This is a genomic window from Sorangium sp. So ce204 (assembly GCF_051526795.1).
GTDB lineage: Bacteria > Myxococcota_A > Polyangia > Polyangiales > Polyangiaceae > Sorangium > Sorangium cellulosum_B.
In genome coordinates this window covers 10,563,861-10,586,086 of the sequence record NZ_CP150317.1, presented here as the reverse complement: position 1 = coordinate 10,586,086, position 22,226 = coordinate 10,563,861, and the positions used below count along the sequence as shown (strand labels likewise).

At 70.9% G+C, this 22,226-nt stretch carries 19 protein-coding genes; 11 read left to right on the top strand and 8 right to left on the bottom strand.

All coding sequences use genetic code 11. The features are described from left to right. Positions 1-72 precede the first annotated feature (72 nt). From WMF22_RS39765 to WMF22_RS39750, 4 genes are all read left to right on the top strand, one after another. Positions 73-1,266: a serine/threonine-protein kinase gene (locus tag WMF22_RS39765; protein ID WP_438033105.1), complete on the top strand. Its 1,194-nt coding sequence runs from the start codon at positions 73-75 to the stop codon at positions 1,264-1,266. Positions 1,267-1,293: 27 nt separating this feature from the next. Next, positions 1,294-1,542 carry a hypothetical protein gene (locus WMF22_RS39760; protein WP_438033104.1) on the top strand — a complete coding sequence of 83 codons (249 nt, stop codon included), beginning with the start codon at positions 1,294-1,296 and terminating at the stop codon, positions 1,540-1,542. A 695-nt stretch (positions 1,543-2,237) separates the two neighbouring features. Next, a complete protein-coding gene (locus WMF22_RS39755; protein WP_437295155.1) occupies positions 2,238-3,473 on the top strand; it encodes a hypothetical protein in 1,236 nt (411 codons plus the stop codon). A 139-nt stretch (positions 3,474-3,612) separates the two neighbouring features. Beyond that, entirely contained in the window at positions 3,613-4,473 is an 861-nt protein-coding gene (locus WMF22_RS39750; RefSeq protein ID WP_437295154.1) for a hypothetical protein, read from the top strand. 40 nt (positions 4,474-4,513) lie between these two features. On the opposite strand, the gene WMF22_RS39745 is transcribed toward WMF22_RS39750, so the two are convergent. Together WMF22_RS39745 and WMF22_RS39740 are read right to left on the bottom strand one after the other, a co-directional pair. Then, positions 4,514-6,373, bottom strand: coding sequence for a hypothetical protein (locus WMF22_RS39745; RefSeq protein WP_438033103.1), 1,860 nt, complete (start codon positions 6,371-6,373; stop codon positions 4,514-4,516). A gap of 207 nt (positions 6,374-6,580) precedes the next feature. Next, positions 6,581-7,093: a hypothetical protein gene (locus WMF22_RS39740; RefSeq protein WP_437295152.1), complete on the bottom strand. Its 513-nt coding sequence runs from the start codon at positions 7,091-7,093 to the stop codon at positions 6,581-6,583. Between the two features lie 424 nt (positions 7,094-7,517). On the opposite strand from WMF22_RS39740, the gene WMF22_RS39735 reads away from it, so the two are divergent. Next, positions 7,518-8,438, top strand: coding sequence for a transposase (locus WMF22_RS39735; protein WP_437295151.1), 921 nt, complete (start codon positions 7,518-7,520; stop codon positions 8,436-8,438). 184 nt (positions 8,439-8,622) lie between these two features. Here the strand turns inward: WMF22_RS39735 and WMF22_RS39730 are convergent, their stop codons facing one another. After that, positions 8,623-9,387, bottom strand: coding sequence for a hypothetical protein (locus WMF22_RS39730; protein WP_438033102.1), 765 nt, complete (start codon positions 9,385-9,387; stop codon positions 8,623-8,625). Positions 9,388-10,337: 950 nt separating this feature from the next. On the opposite strand from WMF22_RS39730, the gene WMF22_RS39725 reads away from it, so the two are divergent. Then, positions 10,338-11,096, top strand: a complete 759-nt coding sequence (locus WMF22_RS39725; RefSeq protein ID WP_437301664.1) for a DNA methyltransferase — start codon at positions 10,338-10,340, stop codon at positions 11,094-11,096. A gap of 45 nt (positions 11,097-11,141) precedes the next feature. Next, positions 11,142-12,101: a gluconeogenesis factor YvcK family protein gene (locus tag WMF22_RS39720; protein ID WP_437295149.1), complete on the top strand. Its 960-nt coding sequence runs from the start codon at positions 11,142-11,144 to the stop codon at positions 12,099-12,101. A 123-nt stretch (positions 12,102-12,224) separates the two neighbouring features. On the opposite strand, the gene WMF22_RS39715 is transcribed toward WMF22_RS39720, so the two are convergent. Together WMF22_RS39715 and WMF22_RS39710 are read right to left on the bottom strand one after the other, a co-directional pair. Then, positions 12,225-13,754, bottom strand: a complete 1,530-nt coding sequence (locus tag WMF22_RS39715; RefSeq protein WP_438033101.1) for an APC family permease — start codon at positions 13,752-13,754, stop codon at positions 12,225-12,227. Between the two features lie 9 nt (positions 13,755-13,763). Further along, complete coding sequence (locus tag WMF22_RS39710) at positions 13,764-14,111, bottom strand: hypothetical protein (RefSeq protein WP_438033100.1); 348 nt, start codon at positions 14,109-14,111, stop codon at positions 13,764-13,766. 460 nt (positions 14,112-14,571) lie between these two features. Here WMF22_RS39710 and WMF22_RS39705 point away from each other — a divergent pair, with 460 nt between their 5' ends. The 3 genes from WMF22_RS39705 (at position 14,572) to WMF22_RS39695 (ending at position 17,735) form a co-directional block, all read left to right on the top strand. Beyond that, on the top strand, positions 14,572-14,955 hold the full coding sequence (locus WMF22_RS39705; RefSeq protein ID WP_437295146.1) for a hypothetical protein: 384 nt from the start codon (positions 14,572-14,574) through the stop codon (positions 14,953-14,955). A gap of 286 nt (positions 14,956-15,241) precedes the next feature. Further along, positions 15,242-16,360: an STAS domain-containing protein gene (locus tag WMF22_RS39700; protein WP_438033099.1), complete on the top strand. Its 1,119-nt coding sequence runs from the start codon at positions 15,242-15,244 to the stop codon at positions 16,358-16,360. Positions 16,361-16,505: 145 nt separating this feature from the next. Next, on the top strand, positions 16,506-17,735 hold the full coding sequence (locus tag WMF22_RS39695) for an STAS domain-containing protein (RefSeq protein WP_437295144.1): 1,230 nt from the start codon (positions 16,506-16,508) through the stop codon (positions 17,733-17,735). A gap of 10 nt (positions 17,736-17,745) precedes the next feature. Here the strand turns inward: WMF22_RS39695 and WMF22_RS39690 are convergent, their stop codons facing one another. Then, a complete protein-coding gene (locus WMF22_RS39690) occupies positions 17,746-18,687 on the bottom strand; it encodes a hypothetical protein (RefSeq protein WP_437295143.1) in 942 nt (313 codons plus the stop codon). Then, a complete protein-coding gene (locus tag WMF22_RS39685) occupies positions 18,684-19,586 on the bottom strand; it encodes a slipin family protein (protein WP_437295142.1) in 903 nt (300 codons plus the stop codon). Before WMF22_RS39685 ends, WMF22_RS39690 begins: the two co-directional genes overlap by 4 nt. 154 nt (positions 19,587-19,740) lie before the next feature. On the opposite strand from WMF22_RS39685, the gene WMF22_RS39680 reads away from it, so the two are divergent. Next, the gene (locus tag WMF22_RS39680) at positions 19,741-21,138 is read left to right on the top strand and encodes a serine/threonine protein kinase (RefSeq protein ID WP_438033098.1); all 1,398 of its coding nucleotides are present in this window, start codon (positions 19,741-19,743) and stop codon (positions 21,136-21,138) included. 37 nt (positions 21,139-21,175) lie between these two features. Here WMF22_RS39680 and WMF22_RS39675 read toward each other — a convergent pair whose 3' ends face one another. Beyond that, positions 21,176-21,898 (bottom strand): polyprenol monophosphomannose synthase, encoded by a 723-nt coding sequence (locus tag WMF22_RS39675; RefSeq protein WP_437295140.1) that lies wholly within the window; start codon positions 21,896-21,898, stop codon positions 21,176-21,178. Between the last annotated feature and the right edge of the window lie 328 nt (positions 21,899-22,226).

Sequence of the window (22,226 nt, the reverse complement as noted above, 5' to 3'; positions counted from 1 at the left end):
CTCGACCCGCAGGGGATGGCCTTGCCTTCGCACGAAGACTGCCGATGCGCGGCGCCTGAGCTGAGCGATACCTTGCTGGATGGAACGCCGTACCGGCCCGTGCGCCGGCTCGGGCGAGGGGGAATGGGCGAGGTGATCGAGGCGGCGCACGTGGGCCTCGACAAGCGAGTGGTGGTGAAGCTCTTGCACCGCGACCTGAACCGCGAGCCGCGGCTCGTGGAGCGGATGCGCGTCGAGGCGCAGTCGCTGGCGCGGCTCGCCCACCCGAACCTGGTGACCGTCACCGATTTCGGGCGGACCGCCGAGGGGAGGACGTTCCTCGTCATGGAGCGGCTCTACGGCCGGACGATGCGCGAGGAGCTCGCGGCGCGCGGCGCGCTGCCCGCGATGGAGGCGCTCGATCTCGTGACGCAGACGCTGGCGGGCCTCGCCGCGGCGCACGGCGCGGGCATCGTTCACCGCGACGTGAAGCTCGAGAACCTCTTCGTGTGCGACGCGGATGCGCAGGGTCGGCGCGTGGTGAAGGTGCTCGACTTCGGGATCGCCAAGGTGGTGGCTCCGCGCGGCGATGGGCGCGCGCCGGCGCCGTCGCTCTATCAGACGGAGGAGGGCGTTCTCGTCGGTACGCCGCGCTATCTCTCGCCCGAGCAGGCTTGCGGGCTCGCCGTCGATGCGCGCACCGACGTGTATGCGGCCGGCGTGGTGCTCTACACGCTGGTCGCCGGTCGCGATCCGTTCGAGCATATGAGGCGCGTCCACGAGCTCGTGCGCGCCCATGCGAGCGAGGTCCCCGCGCCGCCGTCGAGCCACGCGCCACGACCGGTGCCGCCGGAGCTCGACCGCGCGATCATGAGGGCGCTGGAGAAGAGCCCGGAGCTCCGTTTTCCGGACGCAGTGGCGTTCGCGGCGGAGCTGTCGCGCATCGCCGCGGGGCTTTCGGGAGGGGTGGATGGTGGGTCGGTCATACCGTCCGGGGCGTACTGGCAGCGCACGGCGCCGCTGACGCTGCCGCCGGTCCGGGCGCCGGTGCTCCCACCGACGTTGAGCGCGACCGTGAAGGCGTTCGGCCTCACGGCGGCGTATATGGCAGCGCGGCCCGCCCCCGGGGCTGCGCTGCAGCGGGCCTCGGAGGCGCACAGAAGCAGGCCGCGGCGCGCGCGACAGCCCGCGCGCGCTCAGGCCAGCTGGGCGGCCATGGGATTGCTGGTGGTGAGCGTGGTGCTCTTCGGCTTCACCTTGGCGCTGCTGGTGAGCTTCCTGGGATGACAGGCGGGTACGGCGTCGTCGCCGCGGATGCCAGGAACGTCACCCGGTGTGACGAACCCGCTACGATGCGGGCTGCGGAATGGGAGCGCCGGCGCTGAGAGGGCAACCTGGGTCGGAAGGGGCAACCTCGGAAGGGGCAACCTCGGAAGGGTCAACCTCGGAGGGGTCAACCTCGGAGGGGTCAACCTCGGAAGGGGCAACCTCGGAAGGGTCAACCTCGGAAGGGTCAACCTAACCTCGGAGGGGTCAACCTCGGAGGGGTCAACCTCAACCTAGGCGCGCGGTGGAGGTCAACCTGGGTGCGGGCCACGAGGCAGCTCAACCTGGGTGCGGGCCAGAAGGCAGCTCGGCAGCTCAACCTGGGTGCGGACCGTCGTGGACCTTGGATGCTGGATGGGTGCAAAAAATCGATGTCGTGGCACACGGGAATTTTGGCAGCGCAGTATTGTACAACACGCGCGTGGTTCGGTGTGGAAGCAAGAAGGTGGCCAGGGTCAACTTCGCACGCCGGCGACCCGCGGAGCCGCGCCTCGCGCGACGTCATGGTCCGCGACACCGGCGCCTTCGGGCATCGGGAGCCGCCGCCGTCACGGACGTGACCGCGGCGGCTCCCGATGCCCGCGCCCTGCCATGGAGCGACCTTGGCATCGCTCCGGAGGGGGTGGTGACGCTTGGGTGCGTGGTGGTGGCGGCCGGGTGGAGTATCTTCGGGTCCATGCCGTGGCCCTGTCCCCGAGCGAGCTCCGAGGTACCATGCGCGGACCAGCGCACGTTCGACGCTGGTCTCCGGCGCTCCCGGGCTCGTCGGAGCGCTGCCGCGGCACCCGCCACGCCGTCTGCGGTGCAGCGGTCGAGGCAGATCACCTCGGGAGCGCGCCCATGACAGCGCGGCGTCTTGTACCGGGGGCTCGATGCGCTGCTGCTCACGTGGGGCAGCAGCGCGCCTTTTGCGCGTGGCGAGAGGGGCAGGCATGACCAACAGGAACGCGAACAAGAGCTCGCCAGGGCAGCCGGCGGCTCAGGGCGCTGCGGGCGACGCCGCGCCGCAGCAACCGACGCTGCCGCAGCAGCCGCCGCGCGGGTACGACACGCCGAATTTTGCATCGCAAGAGCACCCCTCACCCGCGCAACAGCGAGCGCTTACGCAGGAGCCGCGCCGCAGACCTGAAGAAGGGAACACCGGCCCCGCAGCGCCGCCCGCCGAGCGGATGGTGCAGTGGGGCGAGCCCAGGCCGCGGCGCCGCCAGGATCGCGAGGCGGGGCCGAGCGACAAGCAGGTGTATGTTCCTCCGGTCACGCTGCCTCCGAACCGAGAGCACCAGGCGATGGATCAGCAGAAGATCCAGGTCGCGCCGTCGCTGTTGAAGGGCGTCGACGAACGGAATCGGCCGACGATGCGCAGGATCCCTGTGCAGGGGTTGCCGGGTCCGCCGACGGGGGCTCCCGATGGGCAGGGCGGCGCGCGTCCCGGTGGCGTCCGCACGGCCCGCGTCGGTGTGGGCAGCGGCGTCTGGCCGCCGCCCGAAGACGAGTCGTCCGGCTCGCGCGGGCAGTCGTCCCGGAAGCAGCGGCCGATCGCAGCGGCCGCTCCCCCGCAAGCAGCTGGCGCGCCTCGAGCGGGGCTGCAGCCGACCGCGGCGCGGTCCGACGACACCGCGGTGACCGCAGCGGCCGCCGCGGCGGTGCTCGCGGCGCGCCGCCGGCGGGCCCCGCTGGCGCTCTTCGCGTTGCTCGTGTTTCTGGGGAGCGCGACGGTCGCAGGCTTCTGGGTGCTGTGGCGCGCCGCCAACCCGACGAGCGAGCAGGATCCGGCCTTGGCCGAGGGCGGCCGCGCTCCCACGCCCGATCCCGCTGGTCTCGCGACGTCCACCCCGAGCGCGCAGCCCGAACATCCGCCCCCGGTGGCGATCGAGCCGCCGCCCACCGCAGAGCGACCTGTTCCCGCCGCGCCCGAGGTTCCGACGGCGTCGCCCACGGCGGAGCCGAGCTCGCCGCCCGCTCATTCCGCGGCCACGGTCGCCGCCCGTCCGTCATCACCGCGCCCTGCCGTGCAGGTGAGGCGCCCCGTCAAGCCTTCGACGGCGGCGGACGACTTCTACGACTTGGCTGTGAGCCCTCCGATCCCACCCTCGGTCCCGCCGTCCGCGCCCTCTGCGTCGCCCACAACGCCCCCGGGGACGACCGCTCCCCCGCGTCCGTTCCCCTGAGGCGTCGCCTCTCCGGATTGCATTCCTCCCGCCAGCCATCATGCGAAAGCCATTCTTGAAATACCTGTCTCTGCTCCTCCCATGCGCGGCGGTTCTTCTGGGGCCGAGCGTCGCGAGCGCGACCGGCGAGGCTCGGCTGATGCCGAACTCTCCGACCGACGCCCCGCCTGCGACGTCGCGCGCGGGCGAGCGCGCCGCGCAGCTCTACCGGGAGGGGAACAGGTTCTACGATGAAGCGCGATTCGCCGAGGCCGAGGCGCGTTATCAGGCGGCGTGGGATCTCCAGCAAAGCTTTGACGTGGCCGGCAACCTCGGGAACGTCGAGCTGGAGGTGAACCAGCCCCGCGAGGCGGCCGAGCACCTCCTGTACGCGCTCAATACCTTTCCGCTCGGCGAGAAGGCCGAGAAGAAGAGCTTCCTGCAGAAGCGCCTCGCCGTCGCCAGGTCGCAGGTCGGCGCGCTTCGCATCAGCGTGAACGTCGACGACGCCGAGGTGCTCGTCGACGGCAAGGTCGTCGGGCATTCGCCCCTCGACACCCAGGTGTTCGTCGATCCCGGCAAGCGCACGATCGAGGCACGCCGCGCTGGCGCCAGGACGTCGACGTCGCTGCTCGTGGCGAGGGGCTCGGACCAGAGCATCGCCCTCAGCCTCGATTCGGGCCCGAGCATTCCGCTGGTGGTCGCGGGCGGGGCCGTCGGGCTGCTCGGGCTCGCGTCGGGCGTGACCTTCGCGATCCTCTCCACGGCAAAGGGCGAGTCCGCAGCGACGGAGCCGTTCGGCAGCGCGAGGCGCACCGACCTGCGCGACGCCCAGACCACGCTCGCCAACGTCTCGTTCTGGAGCTTCCTCGGCGGCGGCGTGGTGCTCGCGGGGACGGCCTTGTACGCGTTCTCCACGTCGAGCCGCCCGCCGGTCACGAAGGCCGGGCTCCCCCGGCTGTATGCCGCGCCCTTGGTGAGCGCGGAGGCGAACGGCCTGCTGCTGGGCGCGAGCTTCTAAGGCCGGTGGGCGCTGCGCGCTCCACGTCTCGTCCCCGGACTCAGCGCGGCTGGAAGTAACGGCCCACCTGCTCGCGGTACTCCTCGGGCACATCGCTGCGCTCGACACCGCCGACCTCCTGGGGACCCACGACACCGAGCGCGCTCTCGCCGCGCACGTTGGCGGTGTCTCCGGAGCGCCCGGCTGCTCGGCCCGTCACGATCCCCGGCATCGGCCTACCCGGGTTGAGCCTTGCGCTGGCCCGTGAGCGCAGCTCACCCCCGGCGATCGCGTCGGTCTGCCCTTCGTGGCTGCCCGAGCCGCCGCCCTCCGAGTGACCTGGCTGCGCCGACCCCTGCTTGCCCGCCCCGCTCGCCGACGAGCCCTGCTGCCCGCCCTGTCCGCGCTCCTGGCCGCCCAACCCCGGTTGGCCTGACCCACCTGCGATCGGCATCGGGAGCGGCGTCCCCCCGAGCTGCCCCTCGGCCTCGCCCGCCCCGCGCTGTGCATCGTCGAGCGCTCGCTGGCGCTTCGATTCCTCGCTGCCCGGGCCCCCCTCCTGGGCCATCTGGCGCAGCTGTTCCTCGAGCTGCCGCTGTCCGTCCGGCGTCTCGAGCTGCCGTGCGAGCTCGCGCATCTGCTCCTTTGACATCGGCTCTCCGAGCGCGCTCTCGGGCGACTGCGCCATTCGCTGCTTCAAGCGGTCGGCGAGCCGCTTGCGCTCCTCGGGGCTCAATTTTTCGAGCGCCTCCTCGAGGCTGCCAGCAAGCCGCCGCGCGTCGCGGTCGCTGCCGGTCCGGGCGAACTCGCGGAGCGCGTCGCGCCCCTCGTCGCCGAGCCCGTCGCCGAGCGCCTCCGCCAGCTCCCTCAACGCGTCGGCCTGCTTGCCGCGCTGATCCAGCAGCTTGCGCTGTTCCTCGAGCGCCTTGGCCACGCCGGGGGCGCCGGCCCTTTTGGCGGCTTCGGCGGCCTCCTCGAGCACCTTCCTGGCCCGCTCGCGGTCGTCCCGCTCGAGCTTGTTCGCGAGCCGCGCCATCTCCTCGTCGAACGCCACGAGGTCGCGATCGCCGAGCGCCTTCGCAGCCCGCTTCAGCTGAGGGTCTTCTCCGAGCTTGCCGAGCGCCGACTCCATCCCATGACGCTGCTCGCCCTCGCCGAGCGATAGCCGCTCGGCCGTGATCGCGTCGCGGAGCCTGCCGAGCTCGGCCTGCGCTTCGCGGCGCTCGACGCCGCTCTTCAGCTTTTCGCGGAGCCTCTTCGCGTCGTCTGAGAGCTTTTTCAGCCGGTCGTGTTGCTCCGCGTCTCGAGCGTCGATCTCGGAAAGCTGGACCACCCGCCCGAGGCCGGCGATCTCGGCGAGGCGTACCTGATCGGCCCCGGGTGGGGGCGCTGCTGCCGCGGGCGCTGGTGGCAGGGGAAGCCAGCTGAGATAGCCAATGGCCGCTGCCGCGAGGGGCGCTCCGGCATGCCAGCGTCGCCCCAGGGGCGTGCGGACCTGCCGGGCGGTTGCGGCATCGAGGGCCGCGGTCGCGTGGGCGAACACCACCTCGCGGGCCGCGGCTGCGCTGGCACCGGGCGCGCCGTCCGCCGCGTCCTCGGCTGCTGCGAGCTCGACGGCCGTGGAGACCGACTCGGCGGAGCCGAGCTTGCCGTCGAGAAACAGCGCGACGTTCGGGTCAGTCCACCGGCGCCGGCGCGCCACCGCTGCGCCAGCGACGGCGCCGAGCAAGCCGCCCGCGGCCATCCAGGGGCGCAGCGCTCCTTGACGCATGTGCCAGGCGACCGCCGCGCCTACCGCGCCGAGCATCATCCCAGCGGCGGCGCCGGTGAGGATCAGATCGAGCGCGAGCCGCCGCCGGACGCGGCGAGACCACCGAACGAACGCGGCGCTGAACCTCCGCCGGGGAGACGCATCGGCCATGGATCGAGGTGTACCTGCGGGTCGACGCGCCGGCCAGAGCTGCTTCGGGGCGCTCCTCCAAGCCTCATTGCGGCACGCCGTGCCCGACGTCGCGCCCGGTGCGAGCGCCTCGCGCGCTGTCGGGACGCCCTGTGGAGCGGCGTCGGTCGTCTTGCGCCATGACGCGCCGCGGAGGAGCTGTCCTTGGACATATCGCGCTCCGCCCCGTCACGGGACGAAGCACCATTTCAAGTGGAATGACGCGAACTCGAGGCGCGCTGGGACAACGTCCTGGGCAGCGCCGAGCAAGTTCAGGCGACAGTCAGCGAAAGAGAACTTGCATTCGTGCGAGTCCTCGGACGATGTCCGGAGCGTCGCATGGCAAGAGCCATAGAAAAGCGCATCGTCGACGTACATTCGCATGTTCACGACAGCAGCGTCGCCGCCCTTGCGCTTGCTGCCGAGCAGATGGAGATTGAGGTAGTAGAAGCCCCTCCTGTCCTTCGAGTGATCCACCAGCTCCAGATTGGTTTCGCCATTGAGGCGGGAGCAGTCAACGTCCCAGCTGTCGTCGAATCCGGCGACAGGCAGCTTGCCGCTATCCCCCGTGTCAAGCACCAAGCTCTCCCCGTTCACGGTCATGACCGCCATGCCGTACGCTTCAGGAATTTCCGGGCTAGTAGAGCACCCGAACGGCGAGAGCGACAGCACGAGGCCTTGGGCGAGGAGGGGTCGGTGCATGGGAGTTCTCCAGCAGCATGGCGGGCGAGAGCATCGCACGAGGTCGACAACCATGAACGCGCGCAATGTGGTTGATCCATGCGCCGTGCCAGATGTCAACCGGAAACGGAGGCCGCTGTTGGGCCCGTGCCACCGGAAACGGAGGCCGCTGTTGGGCCCGTGCCGAGCTGACTGCCGGTCTGACCGACGTTGCCGTGGACTGTCGACCTGACCGACGTTGCCGGTCTGCCGGCCCGGCCGGTCGGGTCGGTCTGACCGACGTTGCCTTGGTGGTGAGACCCGATACGTGTTGTCTATGATGCGGTCCCGGGCATAGGCCATGGCGGGCGCCGGCGGAAAACAGCAACCGCCAGGATCTCGAAGATTCAAGTATGCGAAATCATTGGCTGTAGGCCGCGGCACGCATTTGGCATAATCAGCGGCGATGAGCCAGCCTCGCGCTATCGTTGCAGGTGCCACCTATCTCCTCACACGACGCGCGTTGCGGCGACACCTCCTCTTCCGACCGGATGCCGCGATTACTCAGCTGATCATCTATGCACTCGCGGTTTCGGCCAGGCGCTACGGCATTCGCCTGCATGCATTGTGTGCTATGTCCACGCACCTGCACATCGTCGTCACTGACGTCGAAGGGGTGCTTCCGCGGTTCCTGCAGCTGTTTCATCGCCTCGTGGCGCTGGGGACCAAGGTGCTCCGAACCTGGGAGGGGCCGGTGTGGGGCCACGAAGCAACCAGCGTCGTTCGCCTCTTGACGCGGGCGGCCGTGGTGGAAAAGATTTCATATTCACTGGCGAACCCGGTCGAGGCGGGGTTGGTGCGACGTGCGAAGGAATGGCCGGGAGCGAAGGTGCTCGTCAACGAAATCGGCCGCGGTGAGCTGCGGGCGAGGCGTCCTGACGTCTACTTTGCTCCGAACAATCCTGTATGGCCCGAGGACGCCGCCATTGCGATCTCGCTTCCGCCAGCTGTGGCGGATGATGACGCTGACGCCTTCCGGCGCGAGGTGGCGGCGGAGCTGGAGCGGAAGGAAGCCGAGGCGCACGCCGCGATGCATCGAGCTGACCGCGGTTTCCTCGGCCCCGAGCGCGCATGCACGGTGTCGCCCGACGCTCGCGCGACGAGCTTCGAGGCGCCTCGCGGCCTCAATCCGACGTTTGCGGTGGGGAGAGGACATGCAGACGCACGAAGGACCGCGGTCGCCGCTGTCCGGGCATTTCGCGCAGCGTACCGCGAGGCGCTTCAACGATGGCGTGCAGGGCTGCGCAGCGTGGTGTTTCCGGCACAAACGTGGTGGATGCGCGTATTCCATGGCGTGGCCGTGAACGATGAACCGCTCGTGTCGTAAAATGGACGATCGGGATACCGACGCGGCACCTGGGCTGCTGAACGAGGGCGAATGAGCGGCAGGCGCCCTCCGTTCGCGTGCATGAACGCGCACCTGGTTTTCGTGTGGAACTACACGTCAAGGGCGCCGGGATTGCGTGAGCCGGCCTGGTGGTCGCGGGGGCGCGGGCGGTCCGTGCGCGTCGCTACAGTGGTAGGGGGAGCTCGATATACGGCTCGGTGATCCGGCCGACGACGATATCGCGCACCTGCGTCCCATAGTAGGTCGATCCCGATTGCGTGCTCCAGGCGTGTCCCACGATCGTCCCGTTGCTGTTGGCATAGAGGCGCATGACGCCCCTGCCAACACCCGCGTGCCAGGAGCCGTCCGCGTTGCGCCGGGTGTCGGTTGTCCCGTGGCCCGTGGTGCTCGAGTCGAGGACGAGGAGCGAGTACTGGATTGTACCCGTGACGAACGGATAGGTCGCCACGCGTGGCACCGCAGGGCCTGCCGCGATGGCGACGTGCCCGCTCGCCGTGCTCCCCGCCGGATACTCGATCGCGACGATATCGCCGGCCTCGATCTCGCTCGCCGTCACGATCTGCTCGAAGCCGACCTCCTCGATGATCCTGTCGTGGTAAAGCGCGGCGTTCGGGCTCGTGCTGCCGAACCATGTGTTGATGTCGTAGACGGACAGCTGATAGGCCTGCTTGAGGACGTTCGTGACGAACGACGCGCACAGGCTGCGGCTCCGGTAATCCGTGGCTCCTCCGACGCCGGCCCAATAAACATAGGTGGTTCCGTTTCCATATTCGTTGTTTGCCGGTGCGATGTGGGTCACGAGCGTGTCGGCCCAGTAGAAATGGCCCGGCTCTCCGGCCGTCTGGCCCTCTGCCGGGCGCGGCGCGAGCAGGCTCACCCCGGCCAGAATGGCGGCCGGGAGCGCGCGAACAGCGGCTCTCGAGCTCATGCGCTTCAATGCATTCATGATTTCCTCCCGTGTGGAATCGATGGCCCCGCGTAGGCTGGTCACACCGGTGTCGGCCTCATCGCGGGCATCGCCGCGGAGCGCCGGCAAAGCGAAGTTGCGCACCAAGCCACCGAACATACGCTGGACGAGCGAGCTCTTCAATCACCGGCACGAAGGCGGCACGCGGGCCGTGCGTGATCCTGCGCGGATAGTGTTCCCCTCATTTCCACAGGCTGTCTCCTCGGGGCGACGTCCGTGCACGTCTTCGTAGATCCGCGCGTCGATGCCCACCGCGGGGGCGGCGCTGCGGTGGCGCCGGGATCACGGCCGGTACGGGGAGGGCGCGGCCGTCGCGACCGCGGCCGTCGCGACCGACGTTGCGCCCGACGCCGACCGACCGAGGCGACCGACGTTGCTCCCGGACCGAGGCGACCGACGTTGCGCCCGACGCGACCGACGTTGCGCCCGACGCGGCCGACGCCGACCGACGTTGCGCCCGACGTCGACTGGAGGGCGGCGATGTCGTACGGATGGGCCGATCCCGGGCGCTCGGGGCTCGCGCTCGGCGAGCGCCCGGCGCGCTGGCGAAGCGCGCCCCGCCCGCGCCGCGTGGCGCGCGGGCCCAGGCGGCTCGCGGGGGACGAGCTCCGCCGTTTTGTTGACAGATCCGCGCAGTTCGATTGGATGGCCGCGTGTCCCCCGTGAAGCGCGCATCGACCAACCTCCACCCCACCCTGACGCTCGGCGACGCGCTGGAGCACTACGCCTCCTGGCCGAGACCCACCGTGATTGTCTCCGACGGTGCTTATGGCGTCTCCGGTTTTCCCGGCGATCCCCCGACGCACGACGGGCTCGCCGCCTGGTACGCGCCCCACGTCGCCGTCTGGTCGGAGCGCGCCTTGCCGTCCGCCACCCTCTGGTTCTGGGGGACGGAGATCGGCTGGGCGACGGTGCACCCGCTGCTCGAGCAGCACGGCTGGGAGTACCGGACCTGCCACGTCTGGGACAAGGGGATCGCCCACATCGCGGGCAACGCGAACACCCGGACCCTGCGCAAGTTCCCCGTGGTGAGCGAGGTGTGCGTGCAGTACGTGCGCAAGGTCCTCCTGGAGAGCGCCGGCGTGCGGCTGCCCCTCAAGACCTGGCTGCGGCATGAATGGGAGCGCTCGGGCCTCCCCCTGCGCCAGACGAACGAGGCGTGCGGCGTGAAGAACGCGGCCACGAGGAAGTACTTCACCCGCTGCCACCTCTGGTATTACCCCCCGGCCTCGGCGTTCGAGCAGATCGCCGCCTTCGCGAACGCGCACGGCCGCCCCGAGGGGCGACCCTACTTCTCGGTCGATGGCAAGCGGCCGTTGACGGGCGAGGAATGGGCTACCCTGAGAGCCAAGTTCCATTGCGAGGTCGGCGTGACCAACGTCTGGCACGAGCCGGCCGTCCGCGGCCCCGAACGCTTCAAGGAGGACACCCGGTCGATCCACGGCAACCAGAAGCCCCTCAAGCTGCTCGATCGCATCATCCGCGCATCGTCCGATCCTGGCGATGTCGTCTGGGAGCCATTCGGGGGGCTCTGCTCCGTCGCGGTGGCGGCCTTCACCGCAGGGAGGCGCTGCTACAGCGCCGAGATCGCGCCCACGTACCACGCCGTCGCGTCGCGCCGCCTCGCGAAATGCGCGCCGCGGCCGCGCGTCGAGATCTCGGCGGCCTGACGGTCGGTATCGGCCCCGCTCGTCCGCATGGTAGCCTGCTCCCCCATGGCGACGCCGAAGATCGTGACCGTGGGAGGGGGGACGGGCCATTACGCGCTCCTCACCGGCCTGCGTGACCTGAGCGTCCGCATCACCGCGATCGTGACCATGATGGACTCGGGCGGGAGCTCCGGGAGGCTCCGGGACGAGTACGGCCTCCTGCCGCCAGGCGACTTCACGCGTTGCCTCGTCGCCCTGTCCGAGCACCCGGAAGCGCTGAAGGAGCTGCTCGGCCACCGCTTCCGCTCGGGGAGCCTCGGCGGGCACACCCTGCGCAACCTGATATTCACCGCGGTGCAGGAGATCACCGGCTCGCTCCCCCTCACCGTCGAGCGCCTGCACGAGATCTTCTCCGTCAAGAACCGCGTCCTCCCGGTCACGATGGATCACGTCGATCTCGTGATGCACCTCGAGAACGACCGGACCATCCGCGGCGAAGCGTCGATTGACAACCTCTCCGACATGCTCGATGCGCCGGTGCTCTCGGTCTACCTGGATCCCGAGGCCCAGGCGTATCCAGCGGCGCTCGACGCGATCGCGGAGGCCGATCTCATCATCCTCGGGCCGGGAGATCTTTACACGAGCCTCGTGCCGAACCTCCTGGTCAAGGGTGTGCGCGAGGCCATCGCGGCGAGCCGCGCCCGCGCGATGTTCGTGTGCAACCTGATGACGAAGCCCAACGAGACCCCCGGCTACACGGTCGAGGACTTCGTGGGGACCATCGCCATGTACCTCGGCGAGGCCCGGCTCGACGCGGTGCTCGTCAACGACGTCTGGCCCTCCGAAGGCCTCGAGGAGTACGCCTCCGCCGGCTCTGAGCCGGTCGTGACCTCGCCGGACAAACCGCTCGCCTCCGACCTCCTCGTCCCTGCCGACCTGCTGTTCGGCGGCAAGCTGATTCGCCACGACCCGCGCAAGCTCTCGGCCGCGATCGTGTCGCTCGCCCGCCAGCGCTCCTGGTGGTGAGGCCCCGGGCCCGGCTCCGCCGCGCCTGGCCCCACGCTCCACGCCCACCCGCGGCGCGCTTCCGGGACGCGGCGCTGCCGCGTCGTCCGGGCGGCCTCGGGCTGGCGCGGCCGCGCACGACGATCAGGCGGCCTCCGGTGCATCGGGCACATAAAAAGGCGTGTTGACGATCACGATGCCCTTCCCGCCCCGGAAGAGAAGGAGCCATTTGAGGACCGATGCCGTGTGGTTGTGGAGCAGGTAATGGTACCAGCGTGACTCGACCACCTCTGGCACGACGACCGCCACCTGCCGGTCCGGGTGGGCGCGCGCGAGGGTCGTGACGAAGCGGAGCAGCGGCCTGAAGAGCCGCCGGTAGCGGGACCGCACCACCGAGAGCCGCGGCGCCGGTACCCCCTTTTCCTTCGCGGGCTCCTCCACCAGATCGTGCCATTCGCCGCTCAGGTCCTCGACGCGAGGATCGTCGAGGAGCACCTGGAGCGCGTAGACCTCGGGCGAGAGGCGGAGCGCGAAGCGGAGCCCCTTCTGCGCCACGAGATCCCAGCGCCTGATCGGGACCACCACGATCGGCGGCGGAGGCGGGGTGAGGTCGAGCGGCGCGCGGGCGCGAACCACCTCGTCGATGTGCTTGTAGTGGCGTCGCACATGGCAGAAGATGAGAATGGCCCCGAGCACGAGCAGGGTCGAGATCCACGCCCCCTCGGTGAACTTCGAGAGGATGATGATGACGAGCGTGGCGGCCGTGGCCGTGGCGCCGGTCGCGTTGACGGTGAGGTGGAGCCGGGAGCGCTCGCCGCCGACCCTGCGCCAGTGCGCGGTCATCCCCGCCTGCGACATCGTGAAGGCGAGGAACGCGCCCACCGCGAAGAGCGGAATGAGGGCGTCGGTGATGCCCTGGAAGACGACGAGCAGGAGGGCCGAGAGCCCGGCGAGGACGCCGATGCCGTAGGAGAAGGCGAGGCGCCTGCCGCGGTGGATGAAGGGCTCGGGCAGGAAGCGATCGAGCGCGAGGAGCTGACAGAGGCGCGGGAAGTCGGCGAAGCTGGTGTTGGCCGAGAGCATGAGCACCGCCACCACGGCGGCCAGGGTCACGTAGTAGAACGGGCCGCGCCCCACGACCGCGCCCACGATCTGCGAGACGATGCTCTGATAGCCGCTCTTGCCGGGCTCGGTGGCGGTGATGCCGTATGCCCGCGCGAGGATCGCGATCCCGGCGAGCAGGATGCCGAGCGAGGCGACGATGTAGGACAGCGTCCGGCGCGCCTGCTCGCTGCTCGGCTTGCGAAAGGCAGGGACGCCGTTGCTCACCGCTTCCACGCCCGTCATCGCGGTGCACCCGCTCGCGAAAGAGTGGCAGAGGAGCGCCAGGCTCGCGGTCCCGAGCGCGACCGGCAGCGAGGGCGGCGCGACCACGGGCGGCGGGTGCCCTCCGTGGAGGATCGTCTTCCCGATCCCGATCCCGATCACCGCGAAGAGACAGCCGAGGAACGCGTATGTCGGCACCAGGAACACGAGGCCTGCGGTGCGGAGCCCGCGCAGGTTGGCCGCGGTGAGCACGACGAGGACGGCGATGCAGAGGCCCAGGGTGTGGGGCAGGAGCGAGGGCACCGCGGAGACCAGCGCGCCCACCCCCGCGGAGATGGCGACCGCCACGTTGAGCACCTAGTCGATGAGGAGCGCCGCCGCCGCGACGAGGCCGGCGCGCGTGCCGAGGTTCTCCTTCGCGACGATGTACGAGCCGCCGCCGTTCGGGTACGCGGCGCTCGTCTGGCGGTACGGTACGTAGACGATCGCGAGCAGCCCGATGACCAAGGCGCTGAGCGGCACGATGTAGTGGACGCCGAGCGCGCCGAGGGGGAGGAGCACGGTGAGCGCGGCCTCGGGGCCGTACGACGCGGAAGCGAGCGCGTCGAGGCCCAGGACCGGGATCCCGGAGAGCGGGCCGATCTGTTCCTTCTCCTCTTCATCCGAGGCCAGCCGCCGGCCGAACAGCACCGTCATGAGCGACATGGGTGAGGCAGCTCACGCAAGGCGTGTGCCGGGAGCGAGCTTCGTCGCGCGTGCGTCGGTCGGAGCCGCAGCGTGCAACCGGTGCTCCAAGCTCGCGCCGAGCGCTCGTCAGCGGTGCTGATCGAGCACGAGCGTCGCCTGCATGAGCGTGGGGGCAGCCCGCCGCATTCGAGGTTTGCACGGCCAGCCTCTCCTCCGATGCGAGCCGATATCGTGTGAGCTGATCGAGGTGGGATCATTTGCCACGCCAGGCCAAGTTGCCTCATCGCAGGCGGGCGCCCTCGCCTGCGAGCGCGCTCGCCGCTGGAGCAAGCGGCTCGCCCGCTGCCGCGCGAGCCGCGCGGGCGTACGCATGGCTGCGCGTCGGCCGTCCGGCGCTCGCGGCTGGTATGTGCTTCGCATGGCGCCGGGAGATATCGCCACTTCCGTGGCTGATCATCTCAGGACGAGGTAGAGCGCTATGAGTATCGGTAACGACCAGTACACTTCGGGCGGGTACAAGAACGGGATTTACGAGGCCGGCTCGCAGGAGTCCGGCTCGCACGAGGCTGGCGCGCCGCAGACGCAGGGCGGCGAGGGCGCGGTGAGCCTCGACATGCTGCTGAAGTTCGCCAAGGACATCCAGACCAAGGTCAAGGACGTCCCGTACATCGTCCCGATCGCGATCGGCGGAGCGGCGTTTGCGATTGGCGTGCTCGCCAGCTCGAAGATCCTGCGCCAGCTCACCGTCCTCGCCGGCGGCTACGCGGTCAAGTACGCGATCCAGAACGTCCCCAGGGAGCCGATCATCGACTTCGCAAAGAAGGTCGTGTCCGACTCGTACCGGGCGTCGTCGAGGGCCTGAGCCGGAGACGCTCTCCTCCGTACGCCATGAAGATACGCCCGTTGGGCGTGGCTCGCCGCCGCGAGCGCCTGCTTGCACGCACCCGCGCTGGAAATGGCACCGCCGCGAGAGACGTTCCCTCGAGGGCATCGCGTGGGATACCTTCCTGCCATTCTGATATCCAGGGGAGAGGGCCTGCGTGATGAGCGTTGCTTCGAATGGGTTATTTGCTGAATTTTTCTCCAGCTGTCCTGAGCTGCTCTTCGTCGCCTCGGCCGCAGGCGGACTGCTCCACGAGAATGAAGCCTTGCGGGAGATCCTTGGCCCCCTGAGCGAGGGGGGGACGACCCTTACAGAGCTCGCTCACCCCGAGGATCGCGCGGCGCTCCTGGACGCGTGGGCGAAGCTCGAGCAGACCGGCGAGCCCATCTCTCTTCGCCTCCGTGTCCGCGACGCGCGCGGGGCGTACCGGTCGCTGTCGTGCAACGCGAAGCGTTCGCCCGATCGCAGCGCGGTCTTCGGGTCGCTCCGGCCGACATCCGAGATCGATGACAAGGAGCTGACGACCCTCCGCAACAAGGCGCGCATCCTGGACAGCATGGTCGAGCACGTGGACAACATGGCGTTCTGGGCGCTCGACAGCGAAGGGACCTGTTTTTATCACGATGGCAAGGCGCTCGGGACCGCCGGATTCAAGCGCGGGCAGCTCGTCGGGGTCAACTGGTTCGAGCTGTATGGGAACCAGGCAGACGCGGCCGTCGACGACGCGCCCGTCGACAGCGTGCGCGAATGGTTCGACGGGAAGGTGCGCCGCTTTCGCAGCGACATGCTTGGCGTCTACTGGGACAACTGGATCACCCCGCTCCGTGGGGAGGACGGTGAGCCCGGCGGCGGCTTGCTGGGGCTGTCGTTCGACATCTCGGAGTCCAGGAGCAGGGAGAAGGAGCTGCGCGCCCAGCTTCAGCAGATCGAGGCGCAGCAGAAGGTCATTCGCGATCTCTCCACGCCGATCATCGAGGTCTGGGACGGCGTGCTCACGCTGCCGATGGTGGGGACGGTCGATAGCATGCGCACGGCCGACGTGATGGACAGCCTGCTCTCGAAGGTCGTGGAGAAGCAGGCGCGCTTCGCGATCCTCGACCTGACGGGCGTCGAGGTGGTCGACACGAAGGTCGCGAGCCACCTGATCGAGCTCGTCACGGCGATCCGGCTGCTCGGGGCCGACGGGATCGTGGCGGGCATCAAGCCGAACGTCGCGCAGACGATGGTCGCGCTCGGGCTCGACCTCTCGCAGCTCAACACACAACGTAACCTCCGCGCGGCGCTCCAGCATGCGATCCGGAGCATGACCCGCCCGGAGAGCCCCCCGCGCAACGGCGCCGCGACGGCCGGCGCCGTGACGCCCGGCCTGCCGACGCCGGGCTGACCGCGGCGCGTTACGGGAGCTCGCCGCCGCAGCAGGGCAAACACCAGAGCTGGAATCGGCCGCAACGCAATGGGGCCCTTTCCGCGAGGGCTTCGCGTGCGATACCCTCGTGTCCTTCCGGATGCCGCAGAGGGAGGCTTGTGTCATGAGCGTTACTTCGAGCGCGCTGTTTGCGGAGTTCTTCGCCAGCTGTCCTGAGCTGCTCTTCGTCGCCTCGGCGGCCGGCGGACTGCTCCACGAAAACGATGCCTTGCGGGAGGTCATCGGTCCCGCGAGCGAGGGGGGGACGACGCTCGCAGAGCTCGCTCACCCGGACGATCGCGCAGCGCTCCTTGCGGCGTGGGCGAAGCTCGAGCAGACGGACGAGCCCGTCTCGTTCCGCGTCCGCCTCCGCGACGCGCGCGGGGCGTACCGGCCGCTGTCGTGCAAAGCGAGGCGATCGCCCGATCGCAGCGCTGTCTTCGGGTCGCTCCAGCCGACCTCCGAGCTCGATGACAAGGAGCTGGCGACCCTCCGCAACAAGGCGCGCATCCTGGACAGCATCGCCGAGCACGTGGACAACGTGGTGCTCTGGGCGATCGACAGGGATGGAGTCTGTTTCTATCACGACGGCAAGGGGCTCGGGGGCGCCGGGCTCAAGCCCGGGCAGCTCGTCGGGGCCAGCTGGTTCGACATCTATGCGGACAAGCCAGAAACGACTGGCATCACCCTCTCCGCCGCGGATCTGCGCCAATGGTTCGACGGGGAGGTGCGCGGCTTCCGCACCGACGCGTTCGGCGTCTACTGGGACAACTGGATCACCCCGCTCCAGGACGAGCGCGGAGGGCCCGTGTGCGGCGTGATGGGGCTGGCGCTCGACATCTCGGAGTCCAAGCGCACGGAGGAGGAGCTGCGCGCTCAGCTGCAGCAGATCGAGGCGCAGCAGAAGGTCATTCGCGATCTCTCCACGCCGATCATCGAGGTCTGGGACGGCGTGCTCACGCTGCCGATGGTGGGGACGGTCGACAGCATGCGCACCGCCGACGTGATGGACAGCCTGCTCTCGAAGATCGTGGAGAAGCAGGCGCGCTTCGCGATCCTCGACCTGACGGGCGTCGAGGTGGTCGACACGAAGGTCGCGAGCCACCTGATCGAGCTCGTCACGGCGATCCGGCTGCTCGGGGCCGACGGGATCGTGGCGGGCATCAAGCCGAACGTCGCGCAGACGATGGTCGCGCTCGGGCTCGACCTCTCGCAGCTCAACACGCAGCGCAACCTCCGCGCGGCGCTCCAGCATGCGATCCGGAGCATGAGCCGCCCGGAGAACCCCCCGCGCAACGGCGCTGCGACGCCCGGCGCCGGCGCCGCGACGCCCGGCCTGCTGGCGCGGGGCTGACCGCGGCGCGTCACGGGAGCTCGCCGCCGCCGCAGAGCAGCGCGGCGAGCTCCTCCGTCCGCTCTGGCGTCGCGAGGTCCCCGGCCGTGACGGTGATCGCGCGGATCCCCTCGGCTCTCCAGCCGCCGTGCTCGCGCTCCGGGGCCGCCGTGATCCGGACGCGCATGAGCTCGCCGGACGCCACGACCGCGAGCTCCACGCCTTCGCCCTCCGGCCCGTCACCGCGGCGGATGGTCACCGCCACCGCGCCGCGCGCCGCGAGCGCCCGCGCGAGCTGGGCCTCCGGCGCCGCCGCTCCCCCGAGCGGGTAGAGCGCCGTGGCGAGCTCCACGGACGCGATCGCCTCGGAGGCGCGCGTCCCCGCGTCGCGCACCGCCCGCCGCAGCCGCTCCGCGCGCTCGCCGTCGCGGTCGAGCGCCGCGCGATCCGCTGGATCGAGCCGCACCACGCAGCGCACCAGCGCGGCGCCCCCGCTCGCGACCTGCGCCGCCTCGAGCCGCGCGCGGCGGAGCATCGCCGCGCCCCGCGCGTCGCCCAACGCCTCGAGCAGGGCCGCCGCGCCGCCGAGCACCGCGTCCGGAGCCGGTCGCTCCTGCGCCGCCGGGAGGGCGGCCTCCCGGTAGATGTGGCTCCACCCGCGCCCGACGCCGGGCAGGCGCAGCACCAGCGACAGATCGGCGAGCTCCGTCTCCGGCGTGCGGACCGCGCTCGCGAACGCCTCCTTCACCGCCGCGAGGCGGCTCGGATCCGCGGTGAGCGCCGCGAACTCGGGCGCGTCGACGGCCAGCGAGAGGCGCGACGCGCTCACCTCGCGCGACCCCAGCGTCCACCGCTGGGGAGGGGCGGCGAGCGCGAGCTCCCCGCCGGCGACGAGGGCGGAGAGCCCGCGCTCGCCGCGCGCCTCGAGCAGCGCCGCGACCGCGGCCTTGAGCGCGGTCAGCGCCGGGATCACGCCCCGCCCATGCGCCCGCGCCGCGCCGTCCGCTGCTCCTCGAGCGCCGCCTCCTCCTCGAGGGCCGCCTCGGCCTCGCGCTGCGCCTCCGCGTCGACCGGGCGTTGCCCCTGCTGGACGCGCACGGGCTTCGCCTCGGTGGCCGCCGCCTCGGCCATCGCGACCGCCGCGTGCCGCACGTCGTCGTACGGCTTCGCGAGGTCGAAGATCACCTTGGTGTTGCCCTGGCTCAGGTTCGCCAGCGCCTCGAAGCGGCGCAGCTCCATCGCCCCGGGCGAGCGCGCGAGGATGCCCGCCGCCTCCGCGAAGTTCTTCGCGCTCTCCACGTCGGCCTCGCTCTTGATGACCACGTAACGCCTATCGCGCTCGGCGATCGCGCCCTTCGCGAGCACCTCCTGCATCTGGGGCGGCAGCGCGATGTCCTGGAGGCCGATCATCTCCACGTGCAGGCCCCACGCGGCCGCCACCGCCTCGACCTGCGCGCGCACCTTGGCGGCGACCTCCTCGCGGTGCGCGAGCAGCTCGTCGAGCCGCGTCTCGCCCACCACGTCGCGCAGCACGACCTTCGCGCGGTCCTTCATCGCCGTCTCGTAGTTCTCGACGGCCAGCGTGGCCTTCTCCGGATCGACGACGCGGTAATAGACGACCGCGTCGACCATCGTGGTCACGTTGTCGCGGGTGATCACCATCTGCTGGAGGAGATCGCGGTTCTTCATCCGCGTGTCGATGCGCCGCAGCTCCTGGATCCCCGGGAGGAACAGCGTCACCCCGGGGGATACGCGGCCGGTCAGCTTGCCGAGCGTGAAGCGCAGCGCGGCCTCCCACTGGTTGATCTGCCGCAGCCCCGACAGCAGGTAGAGCGCGGCGAACAGCCCGAGCACGGTGAGGATCAGCGACATCGCTCGCGACTCTAGCAGAGCGGATGGCGCGGGCCGCGCGAGCGGCCCGCGTCGGCGGGCGTTCGGACGTCCGGACGTTCGCGCCTGCTCGCGGGCGCCCAGGCGCGGCTTCGACCTGGTGTCGTTGCCCGGGCGGTGTACTCTCGCTCCCTCGATGGGTGCCGAGCCGAGCCAGGCGTTGCGCGACGGCCGCTACGCGATCACGCGCGCCCTCGGCGAAGGGGCTCAGGGACACACGCTCGAGGCGGTCGACAAGCGGCTCGGCAAGCTCGTCGCGATCAAGCGGTTCCAGATCCGCGGCGCCTCGAGCTGGAAGAGCGTCGAGCTCGCCGAGCGCGAGGCCCGGGTGCTCGCGTCGCTCTCGCACCCGAGCCTGCCAGGCTACCTCGATCATTTCGAGGAGGACGGAGCGCTCTTCCTGGTGATGGAGAAGATCGAGGGCGAGAGCCTGGGCGCGATGCGCCGCCGCCGCGCGGTGCTCGGGCGGGACGACATCCTCCGCTTCCTGCGGGACGCCTCGGGCGTGCTCGACTACCTGCACGGCCGCGCGCCGCCGGTCATCCACCGCGACATCAAGCCGAACAACGTGATCCGCCGGCCCGACGGCTCCTTCGCGATCGTCGACTTCGGCGCGGTCCGCGATCGCATGCGTCCCGAGGGCGGGAGCACCGTGGTCGGCACGTTCGGGTACATGGCGCCGGAGCAGTTCCAGGGCCGCGCGCTGCCCGCGTCGGACGTCTATGCGGTCGGCGCGACCGCGCTCTGCCTGCTCACCGGCGAGGAGCCGGAGAACCTGCCGCACCGAGGGCTCGCGATCGACGTGCCCGCTGCCCTCGGCGATCGCGCCGATCCGCGCCTCGTCCGGGCGCTCTCCGCGATGCTGGAGCCCGACCCGGACCGCCGCGCCGCGCGCATCGCTCCGCTCCTTTCGGGGCTCGAAGTGGGCGGCGCGTCCCCCCATCCGCCGCGCGCTGGCGAGCCCGCGGAGCGCGGGGCGCGCAAGGAGGAGCGGCGCACGCGCAAGGACGAGCGCAAGGAAGAGCGGCGCGCGCGCAAGGACGAGCGCAAGGAAGAGAAGCGCGCGCGCAAGGAGGAGCGGCGCGCGCGCCGGCACGAGGGGCGCCCGTCGCTCGATCGCGGCCTCGTGGGCCTGCCGCTCGTCGCCGCGCTGTTCGGCCTCACCGTCGCGCGCATCGCCGTCGGCCTCGCGCTCGGGGTGGTCGTCCCGACGGTGCTGACGCTGCTGTCCCTGGTGTTCGGCCGCGTGCTGCGCGAGAAGGCCGCGCCGAACGTGCGCAGGGCCGGGCGGGTCGCCGATCTCGCGCTGCGCCGCGCCACGCGCGTCGTCCGCGGGCACCCGGCGCCAGAGGACACGGCCCAGCGCGGCCAGGGCGCGGCGGCGCGCGTGCGCTTCGAGGAGCAGGAGGCCCCCGGTCGATCGCGCATCCACGACGGCGACGCCGCGCTGGACGAGGAGCTCGACGAGCTGGAGCTCGACGAGCCGGGCCGCACGCGCGCCGCCTCGCGGCCGCCTCGCGCGGGGGAGCGCTGAGCACCGCGCGCGCTCGCGCTCCGGCGGGGCCGCGCGATCAGATGCGACCGCGCGCGGCGTCGAGCTTCAGGCGGAAGACCTCGACGATCGCCTCGGCGAAGATCCGGCGGCTCATCTTCGAGCGGCCTGCGCGGCGGTCGACGAACACGATCGGCACCTCGACCACGCGCAGCCCTTTGCGCAGCGCGCGGTAGGTCGTCTCGATCTGGAAGGCGTAGCCGTTCGATCGCACGCTGCCGAGATCGAGCGAGAGGAGCGCGCGCCGCGTGAACGCCTTGTAGCCGGTCGTGAGGTCGCGGATGCCGACGCCCAGGATGGTCCGCGCATAGAGCGAGCCGCCCTTCGAGAGCACGTGCCGCCCGAGGCCCCAGCCCTCGACTCCGCCGCCCGGCATGTTGCGGGAGCCGAGCACGACGTCGGCGCCTCGCGCGATCGCGTCGAGGAACGCCGGCAGGTGGCGCGGGTCGTGCGAGAGGTCGGCGTCCATCTCGAACGCGACGTCGTAGCCGCCGTCCAGGGCGCGCTGGAAGCCCTCCAGGTAGGCCGTGCCGAGCCCGCGCTTCGCCGCCCGGTGGAGCACGCGGACGCGCCCGTCGCGCGCGGCGAGCTCGTCGCCGAGGGCGCCTGTCCCGTCGGGCGACGCGTCGTCGACGACGAGCACGTGCGCCTCCGGCGCCGCCGCGAGGACGGAGCTCACGAACTCGGCGAGGTTGTCTCGCTCGTTGTACGTCGGCGTGATGATGAGGGTTCGGGGGGCCATCCTGGCTCGGCGCCGCGCGAGCGGGCGCTCGCACGCGGGGTCGTGCGCGCCGCGCAGCGTCGCGCGCCAGGTCCGCGGGCGTCCGCTCGCGCTCAGGCCTCCGCTGCGTCGGCCAGCACGGGCGCTCCGGCGCCGGGCGATCTACCAAAACGACGGCGCAGGCGGAAGGTTCCGCGGGCGCGCCGCGAGCGCCTTGTGGGTTGCCGGAGGCGTGCGCGCCGGGTACTTTCCTTTCCCGACAGGGCGGTCCGCTCTGCATCGGGCCGACAGGCCGGCGCGGGCTCGGTCAACTCACGGGGCGCGCCCCGCGCACCACAGGCGCGGCCCC